This window comes from Glaciecola nitratireducens FR1064 (assembly GCF_000226565.1).
Lineage (GTDB): Bacteria > Pseudomonadota > Gammaproteobacteria > Enterobacterales > Alteromonadaceae > Glaciecola > Glaciecola nitratireducens.
Genome location: NC_016041.1, coordinates 2,397,778 through 2,424,663 on the forward strand (window position 1 = coordinate 2,397,778; position 26,886 = coordinate 2,424,663).

The 26,886-nt window shown below is 42.4% G+C and carries 19 protein-coding genes; 7 read left to right on the top strand and 12 right to left on the bottom strand.

What is annotated here, in order from left to right; genetic code table 11:
- Window positions 1–54 precede the first annotated feature (54 nt).
- The 4 genes from greA to dapB form a co-directional block, all read right to left on the bottom strand.
- Window positions 55–531, bottom strand: coding sequence for a transcription elongation factor GreA (gene greA, locus GNIT_RS10310; RefSeq protein ID WP_014109141.1), 477 nt, complete (start codon window positions 529–531; stop codon window positions 55–57).
- 217 nt (window positions 532–748) lie between these two features.
- Window positions 749–3,970 (bottom strand): carbamoyl-phosphate synthase large subunit, encoded by a 3,222-nt coding sequence (carB, locus tag GNIT_RS10315; protein WP_014109142.1) that lies wholly within the window; start codon window positions 3,968–3,970, stop codon window positions 749–751.
- A gap of 17 nt (window positions 3,971–3,987) precedes the next feature.
- The gene (carA, locus tag GNIT_RS10320) at window positions 3,988–5,127 is read right to left on the bottom strand and encodes a glutamine-hydrolyzing carbamoyl-phosphate synthase small subunit (RefSeq protein ID WP_014109143.1); all 1,140 of its coding nucleotides are present in this window, start codon (window positions 5,125–5,127) and stop codon (window positions 3,988–3,990) included.
- 391 nt (window positions 5,128–5,518) lie between these two features.
- Window positions 5,519–6,322: a 4-hydroxy-tetrahydrodipicolinate reductase gene (gene dapB / locus GNIT_RS10330; RefSeq protein ID WP_014109145.1), complete on the bottom strand. Its 804-nt coding sequence runs from the start codon at window positions 6,320–6,322 to the stop codon at window positions 5,519–5,521.
- 198 nt (window positions 6,323–6,520) lie between these two features.
- On the opposite strand from dapB, the gene GNIT_RS10335 reads away from it, so the two are divergent.
- Window positions 6,521–7,210 (top strand): cytochrome b/b6 domain-containing protein, encoded by a 690-nt coding sequence (locus GNIT_RS10335; RefSeq protein ID WP_014109146.1) that lies wholly within the window; start codon window positions 6,521–6,523, stop codon window positions 7,208–7,210.
- 542 nt (window positions 7,211–7,752) lie between these two features.
- On the opposite strand, the gene GNIT_RS10340 is transcribed toward GNIT_RS10335, so the two are convergent.
- From GNIT_RS10340 to grpE, 4 genes are all read right to left on the bottom strand, one after another.
- A complete protein-coding gene (locus tag GNIT_RS10340; RefSeq protein WP_014109147.1) occupies window positions 7,753–8,220 on the bottom strand; it encodes a c-type cytochrome in 468 nt (155 codons plus the stop codon).
- A 293-nt stretch (window positions 8,221–8,513) separates the two neighbouring features.
- A complete protein-coding gene (gene dnaJ / locus GNIT_RS10345) occupies window positions 8,514–9,632 on the bottom strand; it encodes a molecular chaperone DnaJ (protein ID WP_014109148.1) in 1,119 nt (372 codons plus the stop codon).
- A 194-nt stretch (window positions 9,633–9,826) separates the two neighbouring features.
- Complete coding sequence (gene dnaK, locus GNIT_RS10350) at window positions 9,827–11,752, bottom strand: molecular chaperone DnaK (RefSeq protein WP_014109149.1); 1,926 nt, start codon at window positions 11,750–11,752, stop codon at window positions 9,827–9,829.
- Between the two features lie 181 nt (window positions 11,753–11,933).
- The gene (gene grpE / locus GNIT_RS10355; protein ID WP_014109150.1) at window positions 11,934–12,557 is read right to left on the bottom strand and encodes a nucleotide exchange factor GrpE; all 624 of its coding nucleotides are present in this window, start codon (window positions 12,555–12,557) and stop codon (window positions 11,934–11,936) included.
- Between the two features lie 237 nt (window positions 12,558–12,794).
- On the opposite strand from grpE, the gene GNIT_RS10360 reads away from it, so the two are divergent.
- Both GNIT_RS10360 and GNIT_RS10365 read left to right on the top strand, forming a co-directional pair.
- Window positions 12,795–16,205, top strand: a complete 3,411-nt coding sequence (locus GNIT_RS10360; RefSeq protein ID WP_014109151.1) for a hybrid sensor histidine kinase/response regulator — start codon at window positions 12,795–12,797, stop codon at window positions 16,203–16,205.
- Between the two features lie 80 nt (window positions 16,206–16,285).
- The gene (locus tag GNIT_RS10365; protein WP_148261710.1) at window positions 16,286–17,374 is read left to right on the top strand and encodes a GGDEF domain-containing protein; all 1,089 of its coding nucleotides are present in this window, start codon (window positions 16,286–16,288) and stop codon (window positions 17,372–17,374) included.
- 23 nt (window positions 17,375–17,397) lie between these two features.
- Here the strand turns inward: GNIT_RS10365 and GNIT_RS10370 are convergent, their stop codons facing one another.
- The 4 genes from GNIT_RS10370 to GNIT_RS10385 form a co-directional block, all read right to left on the bottom strand.
- Window positions 17,398–17,952, bottom strand: a complete 555-nt coding sequence (locus GNIT_RS10370; RefSeq protein ID WP_014109153.1) for a YceB family lipoprotein — start codon at window positions 17,950–17,952, stop codon at window positions 17,398–17,400.
- A gap of 74 nt (window positions 17,953–18,026) precedes the next feature.
- Window positions 18,027–18,716: a crotonase/enoyl-CoA hydratase family protein gene (locus tag GNIT_RS10375; RefSeq protein WP_014109154.1), complete on the bottom strand. Its 690-nt coding sequence runs from the start codon at window positions 18,714–18,716 to the stop codon at window positions 18,027–18,029.
- A gap of 160 nt (window positions 18,717–18,876) precedes the next feature.
- Entirely contained in the window at window positions 18,877–19,518 is a 642-nt protein-coding gene (locus GNIT_RS10380; protein WP_014109155.1) for a response regulator, read from the bottom strand.
- Window positions 19,519–19,738: 220 nt separating this feature from the next.
- Window positions 19,739–22,030 carry a TonB-dependent receptor gene (locus tag GNIT_RS10385; protein ID WP_049786931.1) on the bottom strand — a complete coding sequence of 764 codons (2,292 nt, stop codon included), beginning with the start codon at window positions 22,028–22,030 and terminating at the stop codon, window positions 19,739–19,741.
- Window positions 22,031–22,320: 290 nt separating this feature from the next.
- On the opposite strand from GNIT_RS10385, the gene GNIT_RS10390 reads away from it, so the two are divergent.
- The 4 genes from GNIT_RS10390 (at window position 22,321) to GNIT_RS10405 (ending at window position 26,846) form a co-directional block, all read left to right on the top strand.
- Window positions 22,321–23,616, top strand: a complete 1,296-nt coding sequence (locus GNIT_RS10390; protein WP_014109157.1) for a GntP family permease — start codon at window positions 22,321–22,323, stop codon at window positions 23,614–23,616.
- Between the two features lie 156 nt (window positions 23,617–23,772).
- Entirely contained in the window at window positions 23,773–24,963 is a 1,191-nt protein-coding gene (locus GNIT_RS10395) for an E22 family MetX-like putative esterase (protein WP_041246786.1), read from the top strand.
- A 12-nt stretch (window positions 24,964–24,975) separates the two neighbouring features.
- Window positions 24,976–26,037: an extracellular catalytic domain type 2 short-chain-length polyhydroxyalkanoate depolymerase gene (locus GNIT_RS10400; protein ID WP_014109159.1), complete on the top strand. Its 1,062-nt coding sequence runs from the start codon at window positions 24,976–24,978 to the stop codon at window positions 26,035–26,037.
- Window positions 26,038–26,066: 29 nt separating this feature from the next.
- A complete protein-coding gene (locus tag GNIT_RS10405) occupies window positions 26,067–26,846 on the top strand; it encodes a 3-hydroxybutyrate dehydrogenase (RefSeq protein WP_014109160.1) in 780 nt (259 codons plus the stop codon).
- Window positions 26,847–26,886: the final 40 nt, after the last annotated feature.

The window sequence follows — 26,886 nt, forward strand, 5'->3', positions numbered from 1 at the left end:
CTTGGTGACAGCATGGGGATGGGGGATGGCTGCGGCTATGACTCTCGCTTTAGTTTAAATATACTCTACTTCAATGATTTCAAACTCAACGCTACCCGCTGGTGTTTGGATATTAACAACATCATCAACCACTTTACCGACCAAGCCTCGCGCAATCGGTGAATTGACCGAAATAAGAAGTTTCTTAATATCTGATTCATCATCACCCACAATTTTATAGGTAATTTCTTCCTCTGTTTTGCAATTCATCACGGTCACTGTTGTGCCAAATATCACTTTGCCAGTGTTTGGTATTTTCGTTACATCAATAATTTGTGCGTTTGACAATTTACCTTCAATGTCTTGAATACGGCCTTCACAAAAACTTTGTTGCTCACGCGCTGCATGGTACTCCGCGTTTTCCTTTAAATCACCGTGCTCACGCGCAGTCGCAATTGACTTAATGATCTCTGGGCGTTTTACTGTCTTCAATTCAAGCAATTCTTTTTGCAGCATTTTTGCGCCATGCGCAGTCATTGGATATGTAGTCATGTATCTACTCTTTATTTTTTTGTCGTATCTAAAACGGAATTGGTGCCATTAATATTCATTAGACAAAGCGTTCCAAAGAACATTTCACCGATCCATACTAGGCAAAAATGCGCCAATCACGGCGCATTTCATATTCAATCAATAAATTGATTATATACTATTTTTGAAATGGCTAAAGCCCGTTAACAGACTTCAGCGCAATATTCATCAAGTTTACCTAAGCGTTTATTCGCTTATGCAGTTCTTGCACCGACGTAACGTTGGTTTTTGCATCAGCAGTTCGCGCTCTGATTGTTGCAAAAGCAGCATTCAGCGTGGTGGTGTAACTTATCTTGTTAAGCAATGCTTCACGACGAATATAAACAGAATCGTTTATTGCCTGTCTACCCTCTGTGGTATTTACTACGTAGCAGTACTCGCCATTTTTAATTGCATCAACAATATTAGGGCGACCTTCAGAGAGTTTGTTTACAACAGCGCATTTTACGCCATGCTCACCCAAAAAGTGTGCTGTTCCTTTCGTTGCTTCGACAGTAAAGCCCTGCTCTATCATTTCTTTTGCCAATCCAATTAAGCGCTGCTTATCATTATTGCGAACAGATAAGAGTACTTTACCTTCGACAGGGAGAGGTGCTGAAGCACCCAAGTTTGCTTTAGCATAAGCTTCATCAAAGCCGTTACCCACGCCCATCACTTCACCTGTTGAACGCATCTCTGGGCCCAACAGTGGATCGACACCTTGAAATTTAGCAAACGGCAAAACAACTTCTTTTACGCTGAAGAAAGGTGGAATTATTTCTTTAGTGAAGCCTTGTTTAGCTAAACTTGTTCCGGCCATTACTCGCGCAGCAATTTTTGCTAGTGGCGCACCTGTCGCTTTTGAAACAAATGGAACGGTTCTAGCAGCTCGCGGATTAACTTCAATCAAATATACTTCATTGTCTTTAATCGCAAATTGCGTATTCATCAAGCCTACAACTTCAAGCTCTAAGGCCATTTGCGTCACTTGCTTGCGCATGACGTCCTGAATTTCATTTGACAGTGTATACGGAGGTAAGCTACACGCTGAATCCCCTGAGTGCACGCCGGCTTGTTCAATATGCTCCATGATACCGCCAATCACAACTTGCTCACCATCGCAAATAGCGTCTATATCAACTTCAATAGCGTCGTCCAAGAAACGGTCAAGCAAAACGGGACTATCGTTAGAGACTTTTACTGCTTCATTCAAATAGCGTCTCAAATCCTGCAGATCATAAACAATCTCCATTGCTCGGCCGCCTAATACATATGACGGACGCACCACTAATGGAAAGCCAATAATTGCAGCCTGAGTCATGGCTTCTTCCATATTGCTAACAGTCGCATTTGCAGGTTGTTTCAACCCTAGTTTGTTGACCATATGCTGGAAGCGTTCACGATCCTCTGCGCGATCAATCGCATCAGGCGACGTGCCAATAATCGGCACACCATTTTCTTTCAACGCTCTCGCTAACTTAAGTGGTGTTTGCCCACCGTACTGCACAATGACGCCTTTCGGCTTTTCAATCCGCACTATCTCCAGCACGTCTTCTAAGGTAACAGGCTCGAAATATAGGCGGTCTGATGTATCGTAATCGGTCGAAACAGTTTCAGGGTTACAGTTAACCATAATTGTCTCATAACCATCTTCGCGCATCGCTAATGCAGCGTGCACGCAGCAATAGTCAAATTCAATGCCTTGGCCTATGCGGTTTGGACCGCCACCAAGCACCATGATCTTGTCTCTATCAGACGGATTCGACTCGCATTCTTCATCATACGTGCTGTACATGTAAGCTGTCGAGGTGCTGAATTCTGCGGCACAAGTGTCTACGCGCTTATAAACGGGCAGTACATTAAACTTATTGCGCATATCACGCACATCATCCTCAGCCACACTGGTTAGCTCTGCTAATCTTGCATCCGCAAAGCCCTTGCGCTTAAGCGTACGCATTAGTTTTTCATCAATTTCTGACAAGCCGATGCGTTCTACCAGTTGCTCTAATTGCACGATGTCTTCTATTTGCACTAAATACCAACGGTCAATGTTGGTAAGTGAATGCACTTCATCTACTGACATGCCCATTCTAAAAGCATCACCGATATACCAAATACGCTCAGCGCCCGGTTCACGGAGTTCATAAATAATTTTGTTTTTGGCTTCTGGGTCATTCAAATCAAGAATTGGATTCAGGCCTGAGACGCCAACTTCGAGTCCACGCAATGCTTTTTGCAATGATTCTTGCATATTACGGCCAATCGCCATGACTTCGCCAACTGACTTCATTTGTGTTGTCAGACGGTCATTTGAACCAGCAAACTTTTCAAAATTAAAGCGCGGTATTTTCGTTACTACATAATCAATTGCAGGTTCAAACGAAGCCGGCGTTAAACCGCCTGTAATATCATTTGCTAATTCATCGAGTGTATAACCAATGGCTAATTTTGCTGCAATTTTGGCAATTGGAAACCCTGTTGCTTTAGACGCAAGGGCCGATGAGCGCGACACTCGAGGATTCATTTCGATAATGACCATACGGCCGGTGTCTGGACAGACGCCGAACTGCACGTTTGAGCCACCCGTTTCAACACCAATTTCGCGTAACACAGCCATTGCCGCATTTCGCATTATTTGAAACTCTTTATCGGTCAAGGTCTGTGCTGGTGCAACCGTTATAGAGTCGCCGGTGTGCACCCCCATAGGGTCAATGTTTTCAATTGTACAAACAATAATGCAGTTATCGGCTTTATCCCGCACCACTTCCATTTCATATTCTTTCCAGCCGATTAATGACTCATCAATAAGCAGTTCCGATGTGGGTGATAAATCCAAACCGCGAGTACATATTTCGGTGAATTCATCTTTGTTGTACGCGATACCGCCACCGCTGCCACCCATCGTAAACGAAGGTCGGATAATGCATGGAAAGCCAATGCGTGTAGATACATCATAGGCTTGCTCTAAGTTATGCGCTATTTCAGCTCTTGGGCACTCTAAACCAATCGACTTCATTGCTTTATCGAAGCGTTCTCTATCTTCGGCTTTATCAATAGCGTCCGCAGAAGCGCCAATTAATTCGACGTTGAATTCTTCTAAAACACCGTATTTATTGAGATCCAATGCACAGTTAAGCGCAGTTTGGCCCCCCATCGTAGGTAACACGGCATCGGGTCTTTCTTTAGCAATAATGTTGCGAACAACTTCCCATTGAATTGGCTCAATATAAGTTGCATCCGCCATTTCTGGGTCAGTCATAATAGTGGCTGGATTGGAGTTAACAAGTATCACTCGGTAACCCTCTTCACGTAATGCTTTACAAGCTTGCGCGCCGGAGTAGTCAAACTCACAAGCTTGACCGATCACGATAGGTCCAGCACCAAGAATTAAGATACTCTTGAGGTCGGTACGTTTTGGCATAGTCTGATTTCCTACTATTAAGCTTGTTTTTGAGACTGAACTATTTGTTCAATAAATTTGTCGAATAACGGTGCCGCATCGTGCGGACCAGGACTCGCTTCAGGGTGCCCTTGGAAGCTGAACGCAGGTTTATCTGTGCGCTCAATTCCCTGCAGCGATTTATCAAATAAAGAAACGTGAGTGACTTTAAGGCAATCGGGCAGTGACGTTTCATCCACAGCAAAACCGTGATTTTGGCTTGTAATCATAACAACATTTCGCGCTAAATCCTTCACAGGATGGTTTGCGCCATGATGGCCAAATTTCATCTTTTCTGTTTTTGCACCGCTCGCTAATGCTAATAATTGGTGTCCAAGACAAATACCGAAGATTGGAATCGACTTTTCAAGAAAAACCTTTATAGCCTCAATAGCATAATCACAAGGCTCGGGGTCACCGGGACCATTTGATAAAAATATACCGTCTGGATTTAACGCTAAAACATCTGCCGCTGAGGTTTGCGCGGGAACTAGTGTCAGTTTACAGCCGCGGTCTACTAGCATTCTCAAGATATTACTCTTAGCGCCGAAATCATAAGCAACAACATGGTAAGGCAAGTCTTGCTTATCAATATCATAACCTTTGCCAAGCTGCCACGAACCATCAGTCCACTCTGTTTGCTCTACCCTAGTGACGACTTTTGCGAGATCCATTCCCTTTAACCCAGGAAATGCCTTCGCCTCAGCTAAAGCTTGCTCTTGCGTTAACGCACCAGCAGTCACTATACAGCCTCGTTGAGCACCTTTATCACGCAAAATACGCGTTAAACGTCGTGTATCAATATCGGCTATTGCAACAATATTATTGTCGACCAGATAATCAGAAAGAGTTTGTTCGCTTCTAAAATTACTAGCGATTAGAGGGAGGTCACGAATTATTAGGCCTTTAGCCCATATTTTATCAGATTCGACATCTTCGGAATTTACTCCGGTGTTACCTATGTGAGGGTATGTCAGTGTGATGATTTGTTCAGCGTATGATGGGTCGGTAAGAATTTCTTGATAACCAGTCATTGATGTATTGAAAACAACTTCTCCAACACTGTGACCTACACAACCTATTGCGGTACCATTGAAAACAGAACCATCTTCTAGCACTAAAAGGGCAGAAATAGCCAAGTCAACCTCCTAAAATTAAAGGTAACAAGGGAAATAACAGCGAAATGCTAATATTTCCGAAAAATACGTGAAAAGCATCAAAAAAGTGCTTTTCACATAGCTTCTTCGCGAATCTTCGCACTTTCAACACATAAGCGCTAACTCAATCATATGGCTTTTCTTGCCGTAGATTTTTGCTTGCGCCTAGAGCGAAATTGCAAATTTGTGGCAAATTCCGCTGATTATATATTAATGCTTGCAAATGATCTAATTGTTTCTCAAATTAAACAAGTAAATACGGGAAAACACGCACTCTGCTTAAATTATGTAAGCAAAGCTTTAAAAAAGACAATAATCAAGCCTCTTATTGCCAATGACAATAGGAGTAAGCTCGTTTTAAGCAAGTAGTAAGTTAGGGCAAACTCAATACTTGTTGCATGCTATAGAGACCTGGAGGTTTGTTTTTAACCCAAATGGCAGCGGTTATTGCGCCATTGGCAAAGGTCAAGCGACTTGATGCTTTATGCGTCAACTCTATTCTTTCACCTATTGTTGCAAATATTGCAGTATGCTCGCCCACTATATCGCCTGCTCGGATAGTACAGAATCCGATGCTTTCTCGATCGCGTTCACCAGTAGCTCCTTCTCGACCGTAAATGGCACATTTAGACAGGTCACGTCCCAATTCATCTGCAATTACCTGACCGATAGCGACGGCGGTTCCAGAAGGAGCGTCCTTTTTAAATCGGTGATGCGCTTCTATTATTTCTATATCAGCATCTTTTCCCATTACTGCACTTGCCTGTCTTGCCAAGCTCAGTAATAAATTAACACCAACACTATAGTTAGCAGCAAAAACAATCGGAATTGACTTCGCAGCTTGATCAATCATCGCCAACTCGTCCGCAGACAATCCAGTCGTTCCTATCACCATCGCTTTCTTATTATTTACGCACCACTCAATATTCGCTTGTAAAGCTTCTGGCAGCGTAAAGTCAACAATGACATCGGCTATTCCGGTAGGTTGATTCTGAGCATCGCAGACCTTTATATACTGCTTCGCAATGCCCGACAGTTCGCCCGCGTCAATGCCAACAAGTGAAGAACCAGTGCGCACACTAGCAAAGCCGAGCGAAACGTCTGTATGTTGGTAGCAAGCATCTATTAACACACGCCCCATTCGTCCGTTAGCACCCAAAACACCAATTTTAGTCATATAAACTCTATGTTTTTTTAGTTTGTGATATATTGCCCGAATTAGCGAAAAACCTAAAGCTAGATTTAAATTTTTAATCATAACTCTGTGGATTGCAGGTCATCTTTCACACTACCTCTTGTGTAGTAACCAAAATGGTTATGTCGGTATAGATTAGACCGCTACAGCGCACTAGCATTTTTACATTACGGAACCGTTATGCAACAGTTATATATTTGGGACTTCCCTACTCGCCTATTTCATTGGTTATTAGTCATTGCTATTTCTTCGCAGTACATCACCGCGGAACTGCTCGACGACGCCATCCAGTGGCATTTCTATGGAGGCTACTTCATATTAGGGCTGCTAATTTTTAGAGTGCTATGGGGGTTTTGGGGTGCATATTACGCTAAGTTCTCACACTTTATTGTATCGCCACAAAGTGCGTGGAGGTACTCAAGAACCTTCACTAGTCCAGACTATAAGCCCAGCGTTGGCCACAATCCTTTAGGCGCGTATTCAATAATTTTTATTCTGACGGTTTTATTAACGCAATCGATTAGCGGTTTGTTTATAAGTGATGACATCTTTCATAACGGCCCTTATTACAATGCCGTAGGAGAAGAAACACAGAATGTAATGAATTGGATTCATCACCAAGGGTTTAACGCTGTTTGGCTTTTTCTTGGGCTACATATCGGCGCTATGCTTGTTTACAAATTTGCGAAGAAACAAAATTTAGTAATCAGTATGATCACAGGATATAAGCAACATAAAAACGCATTATCAACTACGCCAACTAAGAACCACTGGATAAAGTTCGTTATTTTTTCCTGCTTGTCTGCGCTAGTCGTGTATTTAGTTGTAGTCACTTTTGCCCCAGCAGTCGCAGATGATTTTTATTACTAAATTTCAACAGGTAAGGCTTGCGGTTGAATAAAAAAGTGAACAACACTGCACATAAAAAAGAGCGAAGATAGTTATCTTCGCTCTTCTACGTATGAACCTACATTACAGTATAGTTTAAATCAAAAAAATGCGATCGCTTGAGAAATTGTTAATCCGTAAAGAATTGTCAGTCCCACTGCAACCGCAGTCTGTTTTAAAGCATCTTTCGACATTATGGCTAATCCTTTTTTTGTTTTTATTTAGGATTTAGCGCTATTAACTTCCGTTGTTTCCATAGAAGCCTCGCTGGATAATGAGGACCCTTCTCTACGATCATTGTACATGCTGTAAAAGCAATGATAGCACTGGTACAAACAACCTGTTTTACACAAACACGCCGTCATTAACATTAATATTACATAAAAAAACCATAAATGTAACACCACTTTTCAGTTAATTTACTTATTTAACGATATTACTATTTATAAAATACAAGTCGTGTTTAATTTCATTAAGTTACGTTCCATTACTTTATTAAAAGAACGCATATCGGTCGGCATTGCTTACTCTGTTTTAAATTTATCGTGACAAGCTTTGCAAGTTGAACCCAGTGTTCCTATTGCGGAGCGGTAATTACTTTCGTCTTTTGCTAACGCTACTTTCTGAAGATTGGCAGCTGCATCGACCATATCTTGTCTTTTGCTTTCAAAATCTCCCATTTCTTCCCAAATGACGTCGGCAGCCTCAGTCTTCACTGAAAATTTTCTAGTATCCAATTCAAAATAATCTCCCATCATAAGAGCCAACTGCTCGATACGCATAGCATTGACTCTCATCACTTCAGCATCATAATCGATTTGGCCTTTGGCCATAGCGCCAAGTGGTCCCATATTACTTCTAACCAATTGCAGCACGGCTTGCCTAAACTGCACTGCAGTATTTGCCTGCTTTTCTGAGCTTGCTTCTTTTGCAGTAACGAAAGGTGTTGTAAGGGTTGCAGCTAAAGCTAATGAGATAAGCATCTTCTTCATAATATGTTCCTGTATTAAGGTTTTTGTTTGCTGTTGTAAAATATGAGTTCTCAAATAGCATACTTAGGCTTTATGCAAAAAGCGAGTCCCTTAACCCTATTTAACGCTGCTCGAATGTCAAAATAGCCAAAAGTTTAATGGCCAGCTGAGCATTATTGACGTAAATACGCTCGTTTGCTTTTTCGACGAACATTGCATGTAATTCACTTGCAAAAAAAAGCGCTCCATTTTGGAGCGCTTATAGCTTTTTACTTAACACTATCTCACCGTAAGGTTGAGATATGAGCGTTAAATTACTTCGTTAAGTCGTCAAAGAACTTCTTAACCCCGTCAAAAAAGCCTTGTTCTTTCGGTCGGTGCTTGCCGCCACCAAGAGAAGCGTCGAACTCTTCCAACATTTCTCTTTGCTTTGTAGACAAATTAACCGGTGTTTCTATCACAACCTTACACATGAGATCGCCTATGCTTCCGCTGCGAACCGACTTGACTCCTTTGCCTCTGAGACGAAACATTTTGCCCGTTTGCGTCTCTTGTGAAATTTTCAGTTTTACTTTTCCATCTAAAGTAGGAACTTCTATTTCACCACCTAAGGCTGCCGTCGCGAATCCGAGTGGCACTTCACAATATAGATTATTACCATCTCGCGCAAAAATCTCGTGTTCACGGATATTTACTTGAACGTATAAGTCACCAGCAGGCGCACCACTTTCTCCCGCTTCACCCTCACCCGTTAAGCGAATTCTATCACCTGTATCAACACCTGCGGGCACTTTGACAGACAAGGTTTTAGTCTTTTCGACACGCCCTTGACCGCGACATGGAGTACAAGGGTCGCTAATAATTTTACCTTTACCAGAACATGTTGGACACGTTTGCTGCACGGCAAAAAAGCCTTGGCGCATTTGTACTTGGCCATTTCCTTTACACGTTGGACAGGTTGTTGGCGAAGATCCCTTTTTCGCGCCTGAACCGTGACAAATATCACACTCTACGAGCGTAGGAACACGAATTTCAACGTCTTTACCACGAACTGCTTCCTCTAAAGACATCTCTAGGTTGTAGCGTAAGTCCGAACCCTGTCGAGCACGAGATTGACGGCCACGCCCACCGCCAAAAATGTCACCAAAAACATCGCCAAAGATATCACCGAAGTCTGCCCCTTGACCGTGGCCACCGCCACGATTGGGATCAACGCCTGCATGGCCATATTGATCGTAAGCAGCACGTTTTCGAGAATCTGTTAGGATTTCATGAGCTTCTTGTGCTTCTTTAAACTTTTCTTCCATGCCCTTGTCGCCCTGAGTGCGGTCAGGGTGGTATTTCATGGCGAGCTTCTTATAGGCTTTCTTGATAGTGCGCTCTTCGGCACCGCGTTCTACGCCTAATACCTCGTAATAGTCTCGTTTGGACATAAGATCAAAATTTCCTGCATTGTTTTTCTTTGTTTTATAAAGGCTCTTTAGGCCATCATTCTGAATTCAACTTCGTGTTTAAAAGTTCTTATAAAACAACAAATTAATATAAAGTAGTTGAGCTTGAATACAAACAAGGCGCAATCTGAATTTATCAGTTGCGCCCAGTATGTTAATCAGTGAATTAACAGCAATTATTTTTTGTCGTCTTTCACTTCTTCAAACTCAGCATCAACAACATCGTCGTCAGCTTTTCCAGACTTTGTTTCACCACCTTCTGGAGCGCCTTGGCCTTCTGCCGCGGCTTTCGCTTGAGCAATTTCCATTAGCTTTGAAGACGCTTCCATCAACGCTTGAGTCTTAGCTTCGATTTCCGCTTTGTCATCGCCTTTACGAGCAGTTTCTAGGGCATCTAGTGCTTCTTCGATCGTTTTCTTGTCTTCTTCCGGCAACGCATCGCCAGCTTCTTCAATTTGCGTTCGAGTTCCGTGTATCATGCCGTCAGCTTGGTTACGAGCCTGCACCAATTCTTCAAATTTGGCATCCGCTTCTTTATTAGCTACAGCGTCTTGCACCATTTGCTCGATTTCTTCATCGCTCAAACCGGAGTTAGCTTTGATGGTAATCTTTTGCTCTTTACCTGTGTCTTTGTCTTTTGCTGAAACATGCAAAATGCCGTCTGCATCAATGTCGAATGTAACTTCGATTTGAGGTGCGCCGCGCGTTGCTGGGCGTATACCCTCTAGGTTAAATTGTCCTAGCGACTTGTTCCCTGATGCTTGCTTACGCTCACCTTGAAGAACATGAACCGTTACAGCAGATTGGTTATCTTCAGCCGTTGAGAACGTTTGCGACTTTTTCGTCGGTACCGTAGTATTTTTTTCAATTAGCGTTGTCATAACACCGCCCATCGTCTCAATACCTAATGAGAGAGGAGAAACGTCGAGTAGCAATACGTCTTTCACATCACCTGACAATACGCCGCCTTGGATCGCAGCACCAACAGCAACCGCTTCATCTGGGTTGACATCTTTACGTGGCTCCTTGCCGAAGAACTCAGTTACGTACTTCTGGACCAGTGGCATACGTGTTTGACCACCAACGAGGATAATATCGTTGATATCACTCACTGATAAATCAGAATCCTTTAAGGCCTGCTTTAACGGTTCAAGTGATTTCTTAACTAAATCTTCAACCAATGACTCTAATTTTGCACGAGTTACTTTAATCGCTAAATGCTTAGGACCAGAAGCATCAGCGGTAATGTAAGGCAAGTTAACTTCTGTTTGTTGTGCAGAAGACAGTTCAATTTTTGCTTTCTCGCCAGCTTCTTTTAAACGCTGCATCGCTAACGGGTCTTTACGTAAATCGAAACCTTGATCTTTCTTAAATTCTTCAACCAAGTAATTGATCATGCGGTTATCAAAGTCTTCCCCACCTAAGTGAGTATCACCGTTGGTCGCCAATACTTCAAAAGTGTGCTCGCCATCTGCATCATCAATTTCAATGATTGAAATATCAAACGTACCGCCACCTAAATCGTATACCGCAACAACGCTGTCGCCTTTCTTCTTGTCCATACCGTATGCAAGAGCGGCCGCAGTTGGCTCGTTAATAATACGTTTCACTTCCAACCCTGCAATTCGACCCGCATCTTTCGTTGCTTGGCGTTGTGCATCATTGAAGTAAGCTGGAACAGTAATGACAGCTGCAGTGACTTCTTCACCTAGGTAATCTTCCGCAGTTTTTTTCATCTTTTTCAAAATTTCTGCAGAAATCTGTGGTGGAGCCATTTTTTCACCGTTTGCTTGAACCCAAGCGTCGCCATTATCAGCTTTGATAATTTTGAAAGGCATGATGTCAATATCGCGCTGCACTTCTTCGTCTTCGAAACGACGGCCGATTAAACGTTTAATCGCGTAAAGTGTATTTTCTGGGTTTGTCACAGCTTGGCGCTTTGCTGGTTGACCAACAAGCGTCTCACCTTCTGAGCTGTAAGCGATGATTGAAGGTGTAGTACGATCACCCTCTGAGTTTTCAATAACTTTTGCCTTGTCGCCGTCTAGCACTGCGACACATGAATTTGTTGTACCTAAGTCGATACCAATGATTCTACCCATTTGTGTGTCTCCAAAATATGTTTTTGCGTTTTGCATTACTGCGTGTTGCATTACCGCGTTATGCGTTTCTGCGTCTTGCAATAATAAGTGGGGCTAATACCCCTGTTTTCAATATGTGTTTTAAAAAAAATTTCATTTTTTTATTTTCGCGCCTCACCATTGAGGTGCAACTTTCGACGAACTACACCTGCGTGTCTACACCGCCGCTAGCGGCGCGCGAGACCATTACCATAGCCGGGCGCAACAAGCGTCCGTTTAAGGTATAGCCCTTTTGCATAACCGCCATTACTGAATTCGGTGCAAACTCAGTAGTTTCCTGCATAGACATTGCCTGGTGTAACTCTGGATTGAACGTTTCGCCTTGCGGGTCAACTATTTCCATCCCAAATTTTTCAACAATACTGATGAATGATTTAAGCGTTAAATCAACACCTTCTATGACGGGTTTTATCGCTTCATTTTCAACATCAGCTACTTGGATAGCGCGTTCTAAATTGTCAAGAACGGGTAATAGTTCACCAGCGAATCTCTCTAACGCGAATTTTCTTGCTTTATCTACTTCTTGCTCAGCACGGCGTCTAGCATTTTCCATATCTGCTCTAGCACGCAATACCGCGTCTTTCTGTCCTTCTATCGTGCTATTAGCTACTTCAAGCGCAGCTTCAAGCTGAGCAATGCGCGCGACATTTTCATCTTCGTTCATTGCTTGCTCTAATTCATCAGCTGTCATTGGCTGTTCATCATCATTCACCAATTCACCTTCGACGACATGTTCATTTACCGGTTTATTCTGTTCATCACTCATTGCATTCTCCGCGGACCTTTCACTTACTTAGTTCTTTTTGGTCATGACACCAATTCGCTTACATGGCCTTTTAATGGGGTTGCTTTTAGAGGCTTCAAGGGAAAATAGAAGATTAAATACATTTTTTTTATTTTGTCGGGCAGATAACGAAAGTCTGATACCTTTTTTATAAAAAAGGCATTAACCTAGCGCTTTGATGTTGTTCTATTTGCTTTATTGTTTTAGCAGGGGTTTTACTTGTTTTCGATATACACCGTTGGCCTAATCACGCTTGTTTATTTAGGTGTCCTCTTTGCTATTGCATTTTATGGGAATAAAAAACGCGCAGCATCTCCCATCATATATTCTTTGGCTCTTGGAATTCACTGCACCTCTTGGGCATTTTTCGGTACAACGACGCAAGCAACTCAGTTTGGTTGGGCATTTGTTCCTACGTACCTAGGCGTTATTATCGTCATGCTGTTTGCTTTTCCTGTTATCTGCAAAATTGCAAAATTGTGTAGGCAGCACAATATCAGTTCACTAGCCGACTTTATAGGCATGCGCTATCAACACAGTCATATAATTGCAGGTATGATCACATTGATATGTTTTATCGGTGTTGTCCCCTATATCGCCCTGCAACTTGATGCTATTACTCTAATGCTGAACTTGATGACAAAAGATAGTCAGAGTTTAACGCCCAGCATCGGCTTTTATGTCGTTGGCTTAATGGCCTTGTTCGCTATCATTTTCGGCACAAGAACCCTTGATTTAACTGAAAAGCACACTGGTCTGATGTACACCATCGCGTTTGAATCACTCGCAAAATTAATCGGATTGCTTATCGTTGGACTGTACGTTTGCTATAGCTTATTCGATGGTGTCTTTGACCTCTTAATTGAAGCATCAAAGAATGAAGCTAGCATGCAAATATTGCAATCTGACTTTTCTATTTGGGTTTTTGCGAGTCATGTCTTATTGGGTGTCTGCGCCATGTTTTGCTTGCCCCGCCAATTTCACATCGCGTTCATTGAAAATAATAACGAAAACGAATTACTACTGGCTAGATGGCTATTTCCATTGTTTTTAGTCTGCATGACTATCTTCGTTTTGCCTATTGCTCTGGCAGGGAATATTCTCTTAGACACCAATCAATTTTCTACAGATAGCTTCGCATTATCCATCCCAGTCAGTATGGGCAATGAATGGGTATCTGTCACTTCTTACATCGGTGGACTTTCAGGCGCCACTAGCATGGTTATTGTAGCAACGCTGACGATGGGTATTATGGTAGCGAATAGCTTTGTCACGCCACTTTGGCTTTCAACACAAGTATCACCGCACCTAAAAAAGAACCTCGCTCCTGCAAATATCTTAAGAATACGACAATTTACAATTATTTTAGTGTTGGGTATCGCCTACTGGTACCACCTTAATATCAGCCAAACAGCCCCCTTAGTAAAAAGTGGATTTATTGCCTTGTCCCTTTTAGCACAAATGTTTCCAGCAATCATTCTTGGCCTCTATTGGAAAAATGCCACTAAATCGAGCGCAATATTCGGCACGCTTGTTGGAGCGGCGTGCTGGGCCTACTTCATTTTATACCCAAGCATACTGTCCAGTTATTACTTTGCTGACACACTTAATGATACTGATCTAGCACTAGGTTTTTACATCTCATTTTTTAGTAATACGGTTGTTTTTGTCGTTATTTCATTGCTCAATGTAGCATTTAATAAACGCTCCAGTGCCAACGGGCACCCTGCAAATATGCGCAATAATGACGGCTTGCTAGGCAATTACGTCGACGAGAGTAAAAGCAGCTTTCAAATTCCAACCAATGAATTACTCGCTTTAATTAATCGCGTCATTCCGGCACAACTTGCGAAGGTGTTTTCCGACCGTGTTTCATTATCAGATGCCGCCAATTTAGCGTATGTTGAGCCATCGGTACTTGCGCATGCTGAACGACTTTTATCATCGCATGTAGGTAACGCAAGTGCTCGCATCCTTCTGGCGGCTATCTCAATAAACAAAAAAGAGGATATTAATGAACTGACGGAATGGATTGAACAAGCATCGCAAACTTTTCAATTTAATCATGAATTATTGCAATCCTCAGTTGCCCACATTCCCCAAGGAATAAGCGTTATCGGGTCGGATATGAGCCTAATTGCTTGGAACCAAAAGTACATTGAGCTATTTGAATATCCCAAAAACTTTTTACAAGTCGGCATGCATTTACGTGAAATCCTGCAGTTCAATGCCTCACGTGGTTTGATGCATCAAAGGGGAGAAGTGTTGTCGACCGAAGAAATCATTGAAAGGCGTATTTCTTATACCTTGTCCGGGAACGCCTACAAATTCATTCGCGATAATCAAAATGGCAGAGTAATTGAAATCGCAGGAAGTCCTCTTCCCGGTGGCGGATTTGTAACGACCTACAATGATATTAGTGAATATATTCATATTCAACGACAGCTAGAAGACGCCAAAGTAGACTTAGAGTCAAGAGTAGAAGAACGCACCGCTGAATTAAACTCAGCTAAACTAGATGCTGAAATGGCAAACACGAGTAAAACCAAATTTTTGGCGGCTGCAGGCCATGACCTGATGCAGCCATTTAATGCCGCTTCATTATTTGCATCAATGCTGCATCAACGATTAAAGAATGCTGACGACCGAGAGCTCACTCAGGGCCTTGTTAATGCATTAGAAAATGCAGATCAACTGCTGTCGATGCTGCTTGATATGACCAAGCTAGAATCCGGCTTATTTAAGCCTGATTTGCACTCCTTTAGCTTAAATCCTCTACTTAAAAACTTAGTCACTGAGTATGCCGTTGTTGCTCAACAAAAGCAGCTCAGTATTGATTATGTGCAAACCAGCGTTTGGGTACACAGCGATCGTCGTTTATTAAATAGGATCATTCAAAACCTAATCAGTAATGCCGTGCGTTATACAGAATCAGGTCGAATACTTGTAGGAGTGAGGAGAAGAGCTGACAACAAAGTTGAAATATGCGTATTAGACACGGGCAAAGGCATTGCTGAAGAACAAAAGCGCTTAATATTTGATGAGTTTAAGCAATTGGATAACAAGGGCAATAATGAAGGGATCGGCCTCGGCTTAACAATTGTAGAGAAGATGAGTCAACTTCTAAACCATGATGTTGAAGTGCGCTCAATTGTCGACAAAGGCACTCAATTCTCTATCCGTCTGCGTCGCAGTAAATGCGGGATCATTCCGATTGCAGAAAAAGAAGATATTGCGAAAAACCAAGCATTTATGCAGCAAAAAACTGTTTTATTAATCGAAAACCAAGCCTTGATAGCGAATGCTATGACGACGCTGTTACAGGGATGGGGAGCACAAGTTCACGTAGCGCACGATGCAAAGAACGCTGAGCCATTTCAACAGCTAGCTAACATTGATTATATTATTGCAGATTATCACCTCGATAACGGCGACAACGGCATTGACGTTTGTCAGTCAATACTCGCCTTTCGGCAGCAGAACCAATTGAATAAACCAGTGTTACTATTGAGTACCGCTGATCGCAGCCAAGCTATAAGAGATCAGGCAGATGTTCACAATATGATCTATTTACCAAAACCGTTAAAGCCAGTGGCATTAAAAAGGCTTCTACAGAAAACTAAATCATAAGCCAGTATTATAGAAAATAGTTTTTAAGCTATAATCGCCTCGCAACTAACGCGAAATAGAGACACAGAGTGCCGCCGCCATTGAACAAATTAGACAACGAAAAGAATGAAACTCCCTTAGATTCGGGTTTTGAAAATTTACACAAAGACCACAAAAACAATCGCCTGTACAACACTCTTAAAAAGGCTTGCTTTTTAGGCGCTATCGTTCACATCCTGTTTATATTCTTTTTTCTAAGTATCGGCTCATTGTGGCTCTCGGTCGTGAACATTCTTAGCGTACTAATTTGGTTGTTCGCACTGTATCAGAACCAGCGCGGTCGCTATCTTCTGACAACGCTCACAGCAACATTTGAAGTTATTGTGCATGCTGTTTTAGCTACTCACTTCCTAGGTTTAGGCATGGGTTTTCACTATTTTTTATGGCCTACAGCAGCGCTAATAATGATAAGCAACTTATTTTCGACGCGAAAATCGATTGTCATGGGCTTCGCTATTATCCTATTGTTTGGCGGATTAATTGTGTATGCCGAAGATATTACATACCAGTATGCTTTTCCGGCGATAAGTCACTATGTGCTAATGACTAACATTTTGTTTGCAGCAATTTCTCTCGTGATTGTTATGATAAGTTCGCGCAGCAAAAACATAAAAAATGAAAAGCGTTTATATGAAGTGTCCAACAAAGACCCATTAACGGGTTGTTTCAACCGGCATTTTGTATATGAATTAATGAAACAAAACTATAGTGAACGACGAAGTTTGAAGTCTTTAGACTATACCCTTGTACTGGCAGACATTGATAATTTCAAAGAAATCAATGCGCTAATTGGACATATTGCCGGTGATGGCGTAATTAAAGCGGTGTCAGCCTATTTGCAAACGGCGGTTAGAGAAACAGATATTGTTGCGCGCTGGGGTGGAGAGCAGTTTCTAATTATTCTGATGAATATTGAACCAGAAAACTCGCAGGCCTTGATAGAAAAGATTCGTTCTAATATTCGTTACCAAATAATTACCGAAGGACTGCGAGACAGAGTAACCACACTTAGCTTCGGCGTGGCAAAAGTCAAAGAAAATGAGCTATTTGAAGACACCATAAAGCGAGCGGATTTAAGTATGTATAAAGCCAAAAAGCTAGGAAAAGACTGCATCGTAAATGCTGAATAAGCAATGCCGTCACTTCGTCCTATTTACAAGCTCGGAATGAGCTCAATTTTACCTTCTCGTATTTTCATATTCAAAGGGATCTTGCTCAGCAGAGCGACCCTTGGATTACTTGTATCTAGCTTATAAACCGGGTTTGCTGCCAAAAAGTTATTGATGACGCTCATGGCTTCTCCGTTGAGCAGCGACAAGTTGCCTTTAAAGCCACCCGCATCTATGCTTGAATAGAGTAACCTTATATCACGTAAAAAAATCGCTTTCTTACTGCTGTCATAGAAAGGGCTACCCTCTATTTGTAACGCTAGACGCACTGGGTATTCGAATAAAAGTGCGTTTATTTTTGCATTTGAGTCAAAGCCCAGTACAACGACCTCTCGCTTATCAGGCCCAATATTCACCTGCAAGCTATTCACTTCAAAATCAACTGGTAAGCCCATTAAGCTCACCTCTTTTTTTAACTTCGGCAGTTGCTGATTCAGCACGGACTCGACTTCCGAATTGGTGAATGAATAGACAGAAATACCTTGAGTACTGCTGCAGGCGGTCAATAATAATGTGACAACAAAAAGGAAAATTCTCATTTATGACCTTTGGCTTTTATCTGTAGCGAAAAAATAGCGTAACTTGCATGCATTCGTTTCCTGCCTTAAAAGAATTATAAACTTCCGTGTCTATCTTTTTCTATTGCCGCATCTAGTTTTTTCAGCAAATCAGCTCTTGCCTTCAACTTTGTATTGTAATGGGCTTTCATGTCTAACTTTGTCATTGCTTGAGCGATAAAATTAACGGTCGGTAAAAACTGTGATTCATCAACAACTTTATCAAGGAAACCCATCGTGATAGCGTCTTGTGGTGATACCATTTCCGCTAAAATAACGCTTCGATTAAAGAATACAGGCGCCAACCTACCTCTAGCTAATTCAACGCCAGCATCATGCATGCTCATACCAATCGCAACTTCGTTTAAGCCGATTTTGAAATCGCCTTCAACGCCTATTCTGTAGTCAGCAGAAAGTAACAAGAAAGCCCCTTTTGCAACAGCGTGACCAGGACAAGCAACTAACACTGGATAGGGAAATGAAAGCAAGCGTCGAGATAAGGTCGATCCTTTTTCTACTAGCTGCATCGCCGAACTCATACTTTCTCGCATCACGTTTAAATCATAGCCGCCTGAGAGCATGCCTGGCTTGCCTGTGATCACAACAACCGCTTCCGCCTCTTGGGCTTTGTCTAAGGCTTTATTTAACTCGTCAATTACTTGATGAGAAATTGCGTTTACTTTGCCATTTTGAATGGTAATGGTGGCAACCTTGTTTTCAATATTAATCGCGACAACGTCAGTCACATTTTTCTCCTAATCGTATTTTTTAACTGTTTATTATTGTTCATTGCAAGCATGTTTTGACTCTAATCTATCAGACTTTACCTGTCAGCAACATTCCGCAACATCAATGAGAATGTTTAGCCCTTTTGGATCAAAAGACATATACGCACTTAGCGCGAAGTTAGTCTAAGGACATGAGCTGTTTGAATATAACACCCGCTTGCGTTCTGTTATTCACATTTAATTTTCGCAAACAAGCAGAAGCATGCTGTTTAACCGTGCTTTCCGAGATATCTAATTCGTAAGCAATTTGCTTATTCAGTAATCCATCAGCCATCATTCTAAGCACTTTTAATTGGTGAGGCGTCAATTGTTCTATTCGTTGCAAGGCTTCATTATTGTCATTTGAAGCATGCTCACCTAAGTGCGTTAAGTTTTCTGGCAGCCATTCATTACCATTCAAGACGTCTGAAACCGCTTCGGTGATTGACTCAAGCGATGTCGATTTAGGAATAAATGCACTTGCACCAAGCTGCAGTGCTTTGACAATCAACGACGGATTCTCTTCAGCAGATACAACCACAATTAAAATGTTTGGAAATTCAGCACGAATTTGACTTAATCCGGTGAGACCAGAATTACCTGGCATTTTTAAATCAAGAAAAAGCAAATCAATATCGTCGTGTAAATTCAATTGCTGGATAGTGGATTGAAAATCTGCGGATTCTAGCAGGCCATCACCCAATACATCGCTCAATGCCTGCTTGAGTGCATTTCTAAATAAAGGATGATCGTCAGCAATTAATGCTTTGATATTTTCCATGTCGAATGTTGATGCCTTAATAGATTACGCCTTGGACCGTTTAGCTTTAAATAGCTGAGTCGTGAATACTAGAGGGTGTTAAATTGAGAGTCAATTTGAATAGTTGTGGCTTTGGCTAATAGCGCTAAATAGCCGGTGTTTTGAAGCTTGCTTTTTGTAATTTATGTTTTTATATCGAGAAAATAAAAAAGGGGCCGAAGCCCCTAAGGACACATGACGCTTAGAAACGATAACCGACAGTTAAGTGAACCGTTCTTGGGTCACCGTAATAGCCAATTAAGGTCAAATCACCACCTAAGCCAGGAAGTAATGAGCCATCGTCTGCAACACCGACAAAGTCATAACCACCCACTAAGTATTCTTCATCTGTCAGGTTCTTGCCATGCAAGCTTGCATACCAGTCGCCTTCAACACTTTGCCAATTAATACTCACATTGACTAAGCCATATGCGTCCTGCTCAAGCAAGGTGCTTGTTTCGAACAAAAGGTAGTCGCCTCGGTGGTAATAACCGGCATTAATTGTAAAGTCACCTATATCTGACTCAATCACGTAATTAGCCGATAAATTAATCGTTTGCTCAGGTGTGTTTGCTAAGCCAATAAGCGGCGGTATCGAGTTGTTTTTCTCAATTTTCCCATTGATGTAGCCATAAGAAACGTTGAAAGTGAGGTAATCACTGGCAACATAGGTTGCTTCAGCTTCTATACCCGTTGCAGAAGTTTCCGCAACGTTTCTTAGTACTTGTTGCAAATCCGTCGCACTGTTTCCCGCACCAATACCAACGTACTGACGGTCTTTATGATCCAGCGCAAATAAGGTCACGTTAGTTCTAAAGTTGTCGTTCCAATCGGCTTTAATACCGGCTTCATATGTATCTACGATTTCAGGATTAACGCCCTCTTCATTAATTGTCGCTCTTGGGTTAAATGTGCCTGATTTGAAACCTTGCGAGAAGCTAGCAAACAACATCATGTTATCAGCGGCTTGGTACTCTATGCCAAGACGTGGTGTAAAGCGGGTCCAATTTTCAGTTTTTGGACCATCAAGTACACCGTCACCGTTAGCATCGGCACCTAGTACAGTTGGTACAAGTTGACCGTCAGGTCTAGTATATCCAGGGATCCAATTGGACTGCGGATAAACGTTAGCAAATACGAGTCCGTTGTTAACAATGGCCGTTTTGTCTTCGTCAGTATATCGACCACCCACGGTCATCGATAAGTCATCGGTCACTTGGAAAGTTGCTTGAGAATAGATAGCCCAGCTTTCAGAATTATTGCAGCCGGTGACTTCTCTCGTTAATCCTGGCGTACCGAACGCTGCACGCCCTAAGAAACCAAGGATCGCGTCAAAGTTACCACAAGACTCACCATCGTATAGATATAGGCCACTGACAACGTTAAAGCGGTCTCCCGTGTAGTTCATTTGCAGCTCGTGTGTGCTGTTGTCATCTGAATACTCAGCGGGCACATCAAATATGTCTAACGCAGTGTTATCAAAATCGATGTTGGTGGGTGAATAGCTTTCGCGATACGACGCAATATATTTAAGTTCCATTGCATCGCTGTAGTTGTAGCGAAGCATCAAGCTGTACCCTTCCAACTCAACTAAGTTTGATGTGGGTAAGCTAGTATAAGAATCATAAACGCTGTCTGGCACAGGTGCGTTCGTCAATAGGCTTGGAAGAAGGCGATAACCGCCTTTTGCATTAGACGTATCTCTGGTCTTATCCCAGTTAAATTTAACGAAAAGATCGTCTGACGCTCTAAACTCAACGTCAACGCGCGCTGCCCATAAATCTTTATTGTAGTTTTCACGATCTTGGTTAGGCAATGCTGATTGCAAAAACTCACCAAAGCCATCGCGATTCAAATCTGCGAAGCCGAAACCAACATATAGTTTGTCGTCAATCACAGGTAGTTGACCCGTTAATTTGACATCACGCTGTGCATAGCTACCAACGGTTGCTTCGGCGTTAAATTCTGTACCGCCACTCATTTCTTTAGTAACGTATTTAATCGCACCACCGATGGTGTTCTTGCCGTATAACGTCCCTTGAGGACCACGTAGTACTTCTATTCTTTCAACGTCGATTAGATCAAGTACGGCGCCTTGAGGACGAGCCATGTAGACATCATCAATATAGATACCAACGCCGGGCTCATAGCCCCAAAGAGGATCCTGCTGACCAACACCACGAATGAATGCGGTTAGTGTTGAGTTAGTACCACGACTAGTTTGCAATGTTGTATTTGGCGAAAACTGCTGTATTTCAGTGATAACAGAAATACCTTTCTCACTGAGTTCTTTTGCACCGATAGAGGTAACCGCGATAGGTACTTCCTGCAAGTTCTCTGACTTTTTACGTGCTGTAACTTGGATCCTTTCTAGCTTCCCTTCCCTAACTTGCTGCGTTTCTTGTGCTTGAACTTGCGTTCCTATTGTTAAAGCGGCACTCACCGCCAGAGCGCAAAGCGCAAGTTGAGGCGTTTTTTTCATTATAGTTTTCATTGTGTCCCCTTAAAGGTATTTCTCTGTGTGTACTTTTAATCTGTAATTTTAATCTGTACTTTTACCAGATCATGTTTGTTGAATAGCTTTTTACAAACAGCAAAGATGCAATAAGCCTTCTCTAAATATCTTGCTAGCAGTAGCGGTCTATTACTAATCTAGGCCAAAAACCTTCAAAGGTAACTAGTACCATCGTACTATGGGCATTAGTTCGCTTATGCAGCACACTTGCGTACTGGTGAAGCAGTCTGCGGTCACAGATTTTTCACTTGGCAATTAGGAAAAAAATAATGATAAGTTTAATTGGCTTAGTAGGTGGTTTGGGTCTGCTAATATGGCTAACCATCCGCGGAATGAACCTATTTATAGCGGCTCCTCTATGCGCTTTGATTGTAGCACTAACCAGCGGATTGCCTGTGTTTGCGGGTGATAGCAACTTTGTCGCAACATACATGTCTGGATTTACTGGCTTTATTGCTTCGTGGTTTTTTATGTTCTTACTGGGCGCTTTGTTCGGTAAATTTATGGAAGATACTGGCGCCGCAGACGCGCTGTCAAAATGGATTATTAGTAAAATAGGTTACAAACAAGCTGTATTTGCCGTGGTAGCTGCCTGCGCGATACTAACCTATGGTGGTGTGAGTGTCTTCGTTGTGGCATTTTCAGTCTACCCAATGGCACTGAGTTTATTTAAAGATGCCAACCTTCCTCGACGCTTCATACCAGCAACTATGGCTTTTGGCTCGGTTACCTTTACGATGACATCTGCGGGTTCACCAGAAATACAAAACTGGATCCCGATTAAATATCTTGGAACGAGTCCTTATGCAGCGTGGGAAGTAAGCTTAGTTGTTGCAATATTTATGGCACTGTTCGGCTACTGGTGGCTAAAACGCATGGTCGGGAAAGCGGTATTAGCGGGGGAAGTGTTTGAAGCAAAACCAGAAGATCCCGAAATAAAAGAACGCGAGTACCCTCACCCAATTACCGGGTTCATACCGCTTTTGGTTGTTCTTTTATTATCGTTCTTTTTACACGAATCTCTGGCACAGCTAGCGTTAATAGTTGCTTTAGGAGGCGGTGTACTCACCTTAATGACCATTAACTTTAAGTATTTTCAAAACTTATCCACAGCAGTAAACTTAGGCACAACGGGCGCACTGCTTGCTATTGGCAACACCGCGGCAGTGGTTGGCTTTGGTGCCATTGCAAAAACGACGACTGCATTTCAAGACACGGTAGAGGTAATGACCCAAATACCGGGAAATGAATTAATCGGTGCTGCAATTGCCGTTAGTGTTATCGCAGGCCTTACTGGATCAGCGTCTGGTGGGCAAGCCATCGCTTTGCCGCTAGTAGGACCTCACTACATCGACCAAGGTGTTGATCCAGAAGAACTTCATCGTATTGTATCTATTTCATCAGGTGCTTTGGATTCTCTGCCGCATAACGGTTATGTTGTCACGACTATTCGTGCAATTTGTCATGAAACGCATCAACGTGCATATGGACCAATGGCTGCTCTAACGGTTGCTGTGCCGCTGATTGGTTTAATGTTTGCGATTGCACTATTCATCATTTTTTAGGGATAACACAGAATGCAAAATTCTACATTAATGAGCCAATCAGCTGAAACAGAGGATAAGCGTAAAAGGCTAACTCCGTTGCTTTCAGCGCCGACAGTAATGGCAATTTGTCATCGCGTTATGACTAACATAATTAGAAACGCAGCAGTGCTTTGTATGCTGACATTAGCGTTAATATTGCTGTCTATCAGTCATTTCACAATCGCTGCTCAGAACACGGTGAGTGAATCTCCTTTACTAACGCAAAAACAAGTTCACACTATTGCCGATTTTAAAATGTTCAATGGCCAAAGCGTAAAAGAAGTCAAATTAGGATGGGAAAGTTACGGTAAGTTAAACGCCGATAAAACAAACGCAATTCTAATCACACACTACTTCACTGGCACCTCTCACGCTGCCGGCAAGTATGATCTGAACGATCCTACAAGTGGCTATTGGGATAGTATCATTGGCCCGAATAAAGCGATAGATACCAACAAGTTTTTCGTACTCAGTATGGACAGCTTAGCGAATTTAAATGTAAAAGATGAGAATGTGATAACCACAGGTCCTGCTAGCATTAATCCTGATACAGGTAAACCATACGGTCTTACCTTTCCTGTTATTACTATGCGCGATATGGTCAATACCCAAAAATCACTACTTGATTCACTGGGGATTGAAAAGCTATATGCTGTCGCCGGTCCGTCAATGGGATCAATGCAGGCAATTGAATGGGCATCGGCCTACCCTGAAAAAGTGGAGCGACTTATATCGGTCATTGGCTCATCATACAGTGATGCGTGGACGACAGCCGCTCTTGAACAGTGGGCAATCCCGATTAAATTGGATCAACATTGGCAACAAGGCAACTACTATGAAAGCCAGCCACCAACCGAAGGTCTAACAGCTGCACTCATGTTCGTGACACAAATTGCACTAACGCCAGAGTATTTCAATCAGGTAGGCGCAGATATAAACCATAACGCTCTTGAGCCTGATCCGCTTCAAGACATTCAGGCGCGTCACAGTATTAACGAGTGGTTATATAATAGAGCAAAAGGACGTGCTGAAAAAATGGATGCCAATAGCTTGCTTTATTTGGTCAGAGCTTGCCAACTGTTTATGGCGGGTCAAAAGCAAGATATAGCAACGGGCCTGCAACAAATTAAAGCTAAAACACTATTTTTACCCGCTACTCAAGACTTATTACTTATGCCATATCATGCACGCAATACGCACAGCGCTTTAAAAACGCTGAAAAACGACACCCAATACGCAGAAATCCCAGGCCCTCTTGGACATTTAGAAGGCGTATTGGGCGTTCAAAAGCACAGCTCAACCATCGCTGCATTTTTAGCTAATTAACTCGGTGACTACATGAAAAATTTTACATTGAAACAAGCGTGCTTCATTTCATTAGCTTCTTTGGTGCTGACCGCATGCGGCAATCCAAGTGCAGCAGATGGCGCAAAAAATAGCGCCCCAGATGGGATAGAAAAACCTCAACAGCCTGTTCTAAGCGTTTCAGGTCTGTCCTCTGGTGCTTACATGGCAATGCAATTTCACTTAGCTTTCTCCGAAAAAGTCGTCGGGGCAGGACTGATTGCCGGAGGTCCTTATTTTTGTGCTCAAGGTAGCATTGGCATAGCATTACAAAACTGTGTCGCAAACCCAGACGCGACGATAGATTTAAACGCACTTGCGGCAACCATCGAAGATTATCAGCAAAGCGGCAAGTTAGCGGAGTCGAAGTATAACCAGAATGACAAAGTTTGGCTGCTGCATGGTACGCTCGACACGCGCATAAATGGAGTGGTTGCAGACCAGCTAGCGTTGCAAGCTGAGACTTTGTTTGCTCCAGAAAATATAGAATATGTTAACGATCAGGCATTTGCTCATGTGATGCCTACTTTAGAAAGCGGAGGTTCCTGCGTGGAGTCTGCGTCTCCTTTTATTGGTGATTGCGGTTATGACGCCGCAGGAGAGTTGTTGAAACACATAACACAATTACCAATGCCGAAATCTACCAAAAGCATAAAAGCCCTGAGCCAGCAGCTACTTACCTTTAAACAAGGTGATTATGCTGGCGAACATGCTGAAACACTTGGTGAAAGCGCTTACCTTTTTGTTCCACAGAGCTGCAAAGACAATATAAATTGCGACATTCATATTAGCTTTCATGGCTGTAACCAAAATGCAGAGGCCGTTGGCGATGAGTACGCAAAAAATGCAGGATTCAACGCATGGGCAGATACCAACAATTTAATTGTGCTTTACCCACAAACTAAGAAGTCCGCTTTCATGCCACTTAATCCTCAAGCATGCTGGGATTGGTGGGGATATACAGGTGAAAACTACGCAAATAAAGACGGCAAGCAAATACAGGCTGTAATGGCCTTAGTTAATAGCATTCCAACGATTATTTCGAATACTAAATAGACGCTCATTTTGAACAAAAGGAAACAAACATGTCTGGTACAGCCAAAACTTTAAACGTATTTGTAACAGGTGGTGCAAGTGGCATTGGCTACGGTATCGGTGAATATCTAGCAAAGCAAGGCCATCACATTGTTATTGCAGACATCAATGAAGAAGCGGCTAAGCAAGCGGCTAAAAAGCTCAATGATTTAGGGCTCTCTGCCCAGTCGGTGCAAATTAATGTGTGTGATGCACAGCAAGTGGCTGCATTGCCCGCAGCACTCAGCAACACTCCAATTGATATCCTTATCAACAATGCGGGCATTCAACATGTCAGCAAGCTCGAAGATTTCCCAGCTGAAAAGTGGCAAATGCTAATTAACGTTATGCTTGTTGGACCCGCATTATTAACCCAGGCATTTCTTCCGCACATGCGCGCCCAAAATTTTGGTCGAATTATTAACGTGGGCTCTATCCATTCAGTTATTGCATCACCATTTAAATCCGCCTATGTAGCGGCAAAGCACGGACTTCTGGGCTTTGCAAAAACCATGGCTTTAGAGACAGGTGATGTGGATGTAACGATTAATACGCTCTGCCCTGCTTACGTTAAAACACCTTTGGTTGAGCAACAAATTGCAGCCCAAGCCAAAGAAAATAATATGTCTGAAGAGGACGTAATAAACAAAATAATGCTAGAGCCCATGCCTAAAAAAGCCTTCATCGAAATAGATGAGTTAGCACAAACAGCAAACTTTTTAATTGGCAGCGCAGCAAAGAACATTACAGGTCAAACGCTAATATTAGATGGCGGCTGGACTGCAAGGTAAACAAGTTTGCAAAGTTAAGCTTGCAAGTCGCCGCCAATTG

Excerpts from the sequence above, each read along its gene's own strand:
- dnaJ (WP_014109148.1), bottom strand. The coding sequence starts at position 9,632 with ATGTCCAAACGAGACTATTACGAGGTATTAGGCGTAGAACGCGGTGCC.
- dnaK (WP_014109149.1), bottom strand. The coding sequence starts at position 11,752 with ATGGGTAGAATCATTGGTATCGACTTAGGTACAACAAATTCATGTGTC.
- GNIT_RS10395 (WP_041246786.1), top strand. The coding sequence starts at position 23,773 with ATGCTGACATTAGCGTTAATATTGCTGTCTATCAGTCATTTCACAATC.
- GNIT_RS10385 (WP_049786931.1), bottom strand. The coding sequence starts at position 22,030 with ATGAAAACTATAATGAAAAAAACGCCTCAACTTGCGCTTTGCGCTCTG.
- GNIT_RS10380 (WP_014109155.1), bottom strand. The coding sequence starts at position 19,518 with ATGGAAAATATCAAAGCATTAATTGCTGACGATCATCCTTTATTTAGA.
- GNIT_RS10340 (WP_014109147.1), bottom strand. The coding sequence starts at position 8,220 with ATGAAGAAGATGCTTATCTCATTAGCTTTAGCTGCAACCCTTACAACA.
- GNIT_RS10370 (WP_014109153.1), bottom strand. The coding sequence starts at position 17,952 with ATGAGAATTTTCCTTTTTGTTGTCACATTATTATTGACCGCCTGCAGC.
- carB (WP_014109142.1), bottom strand. The coding sequence starts at position 3,970 with ATGCCAAAACGTACCGACCTCAAGAGTATCTTAATTCTTGGTGCTGGA.
- grpE (WP_014109150.1), bottom strand. The coding sequence starts at position 12,557 with ATGAGTGATGAACAGAATAAACCGGTAAATGAACATGTCGTCGAAGGT.
- GNIT_RS10400 (WP_014109159.1), top strand. The coding sequence starts at position 24,976 with ATGAAAAATTTTACATTGAAACAAGCGTGCTTCATTTCATTAGCTTCT.
- dapB (WP_014109145.1), bottom strand. The coding sequence starts at position 6,322 with ATGACTAAAATTGGTGTTTTGGGTGCTAACGGACGAATGGGGCGTGTG.
- GNIT_RS10390 (WP_014109157.1), top strand. The coding sequence starts at position 22,321 with ATGATAAGTTTAATTGGCTTAGTAGGTGGTTTGGGTCTGCTAATATGG.
- greA (WP_014109141.1), bottom strand. The coding sequence starts at position 531 with ATGACTACATATCCAATGACTGCGCATGGCGCAAAAATGCTGCAAAAA.
- GNIT_RS10335 (WP_014109146.1), top strand. The coding sequence starts at position 6,521 with ATGCAACAGTTATATATTTGGGACTTCCCTACTCGCCTATTTCATTGG.
- GNIT_RS10405 (WP_014109160.1), top strand. The coding sequence starts at position 26,067 with ATGTCTGGTACAGCCAAAACTTTAAACGTATTTGTAACAGGTGGTGCA.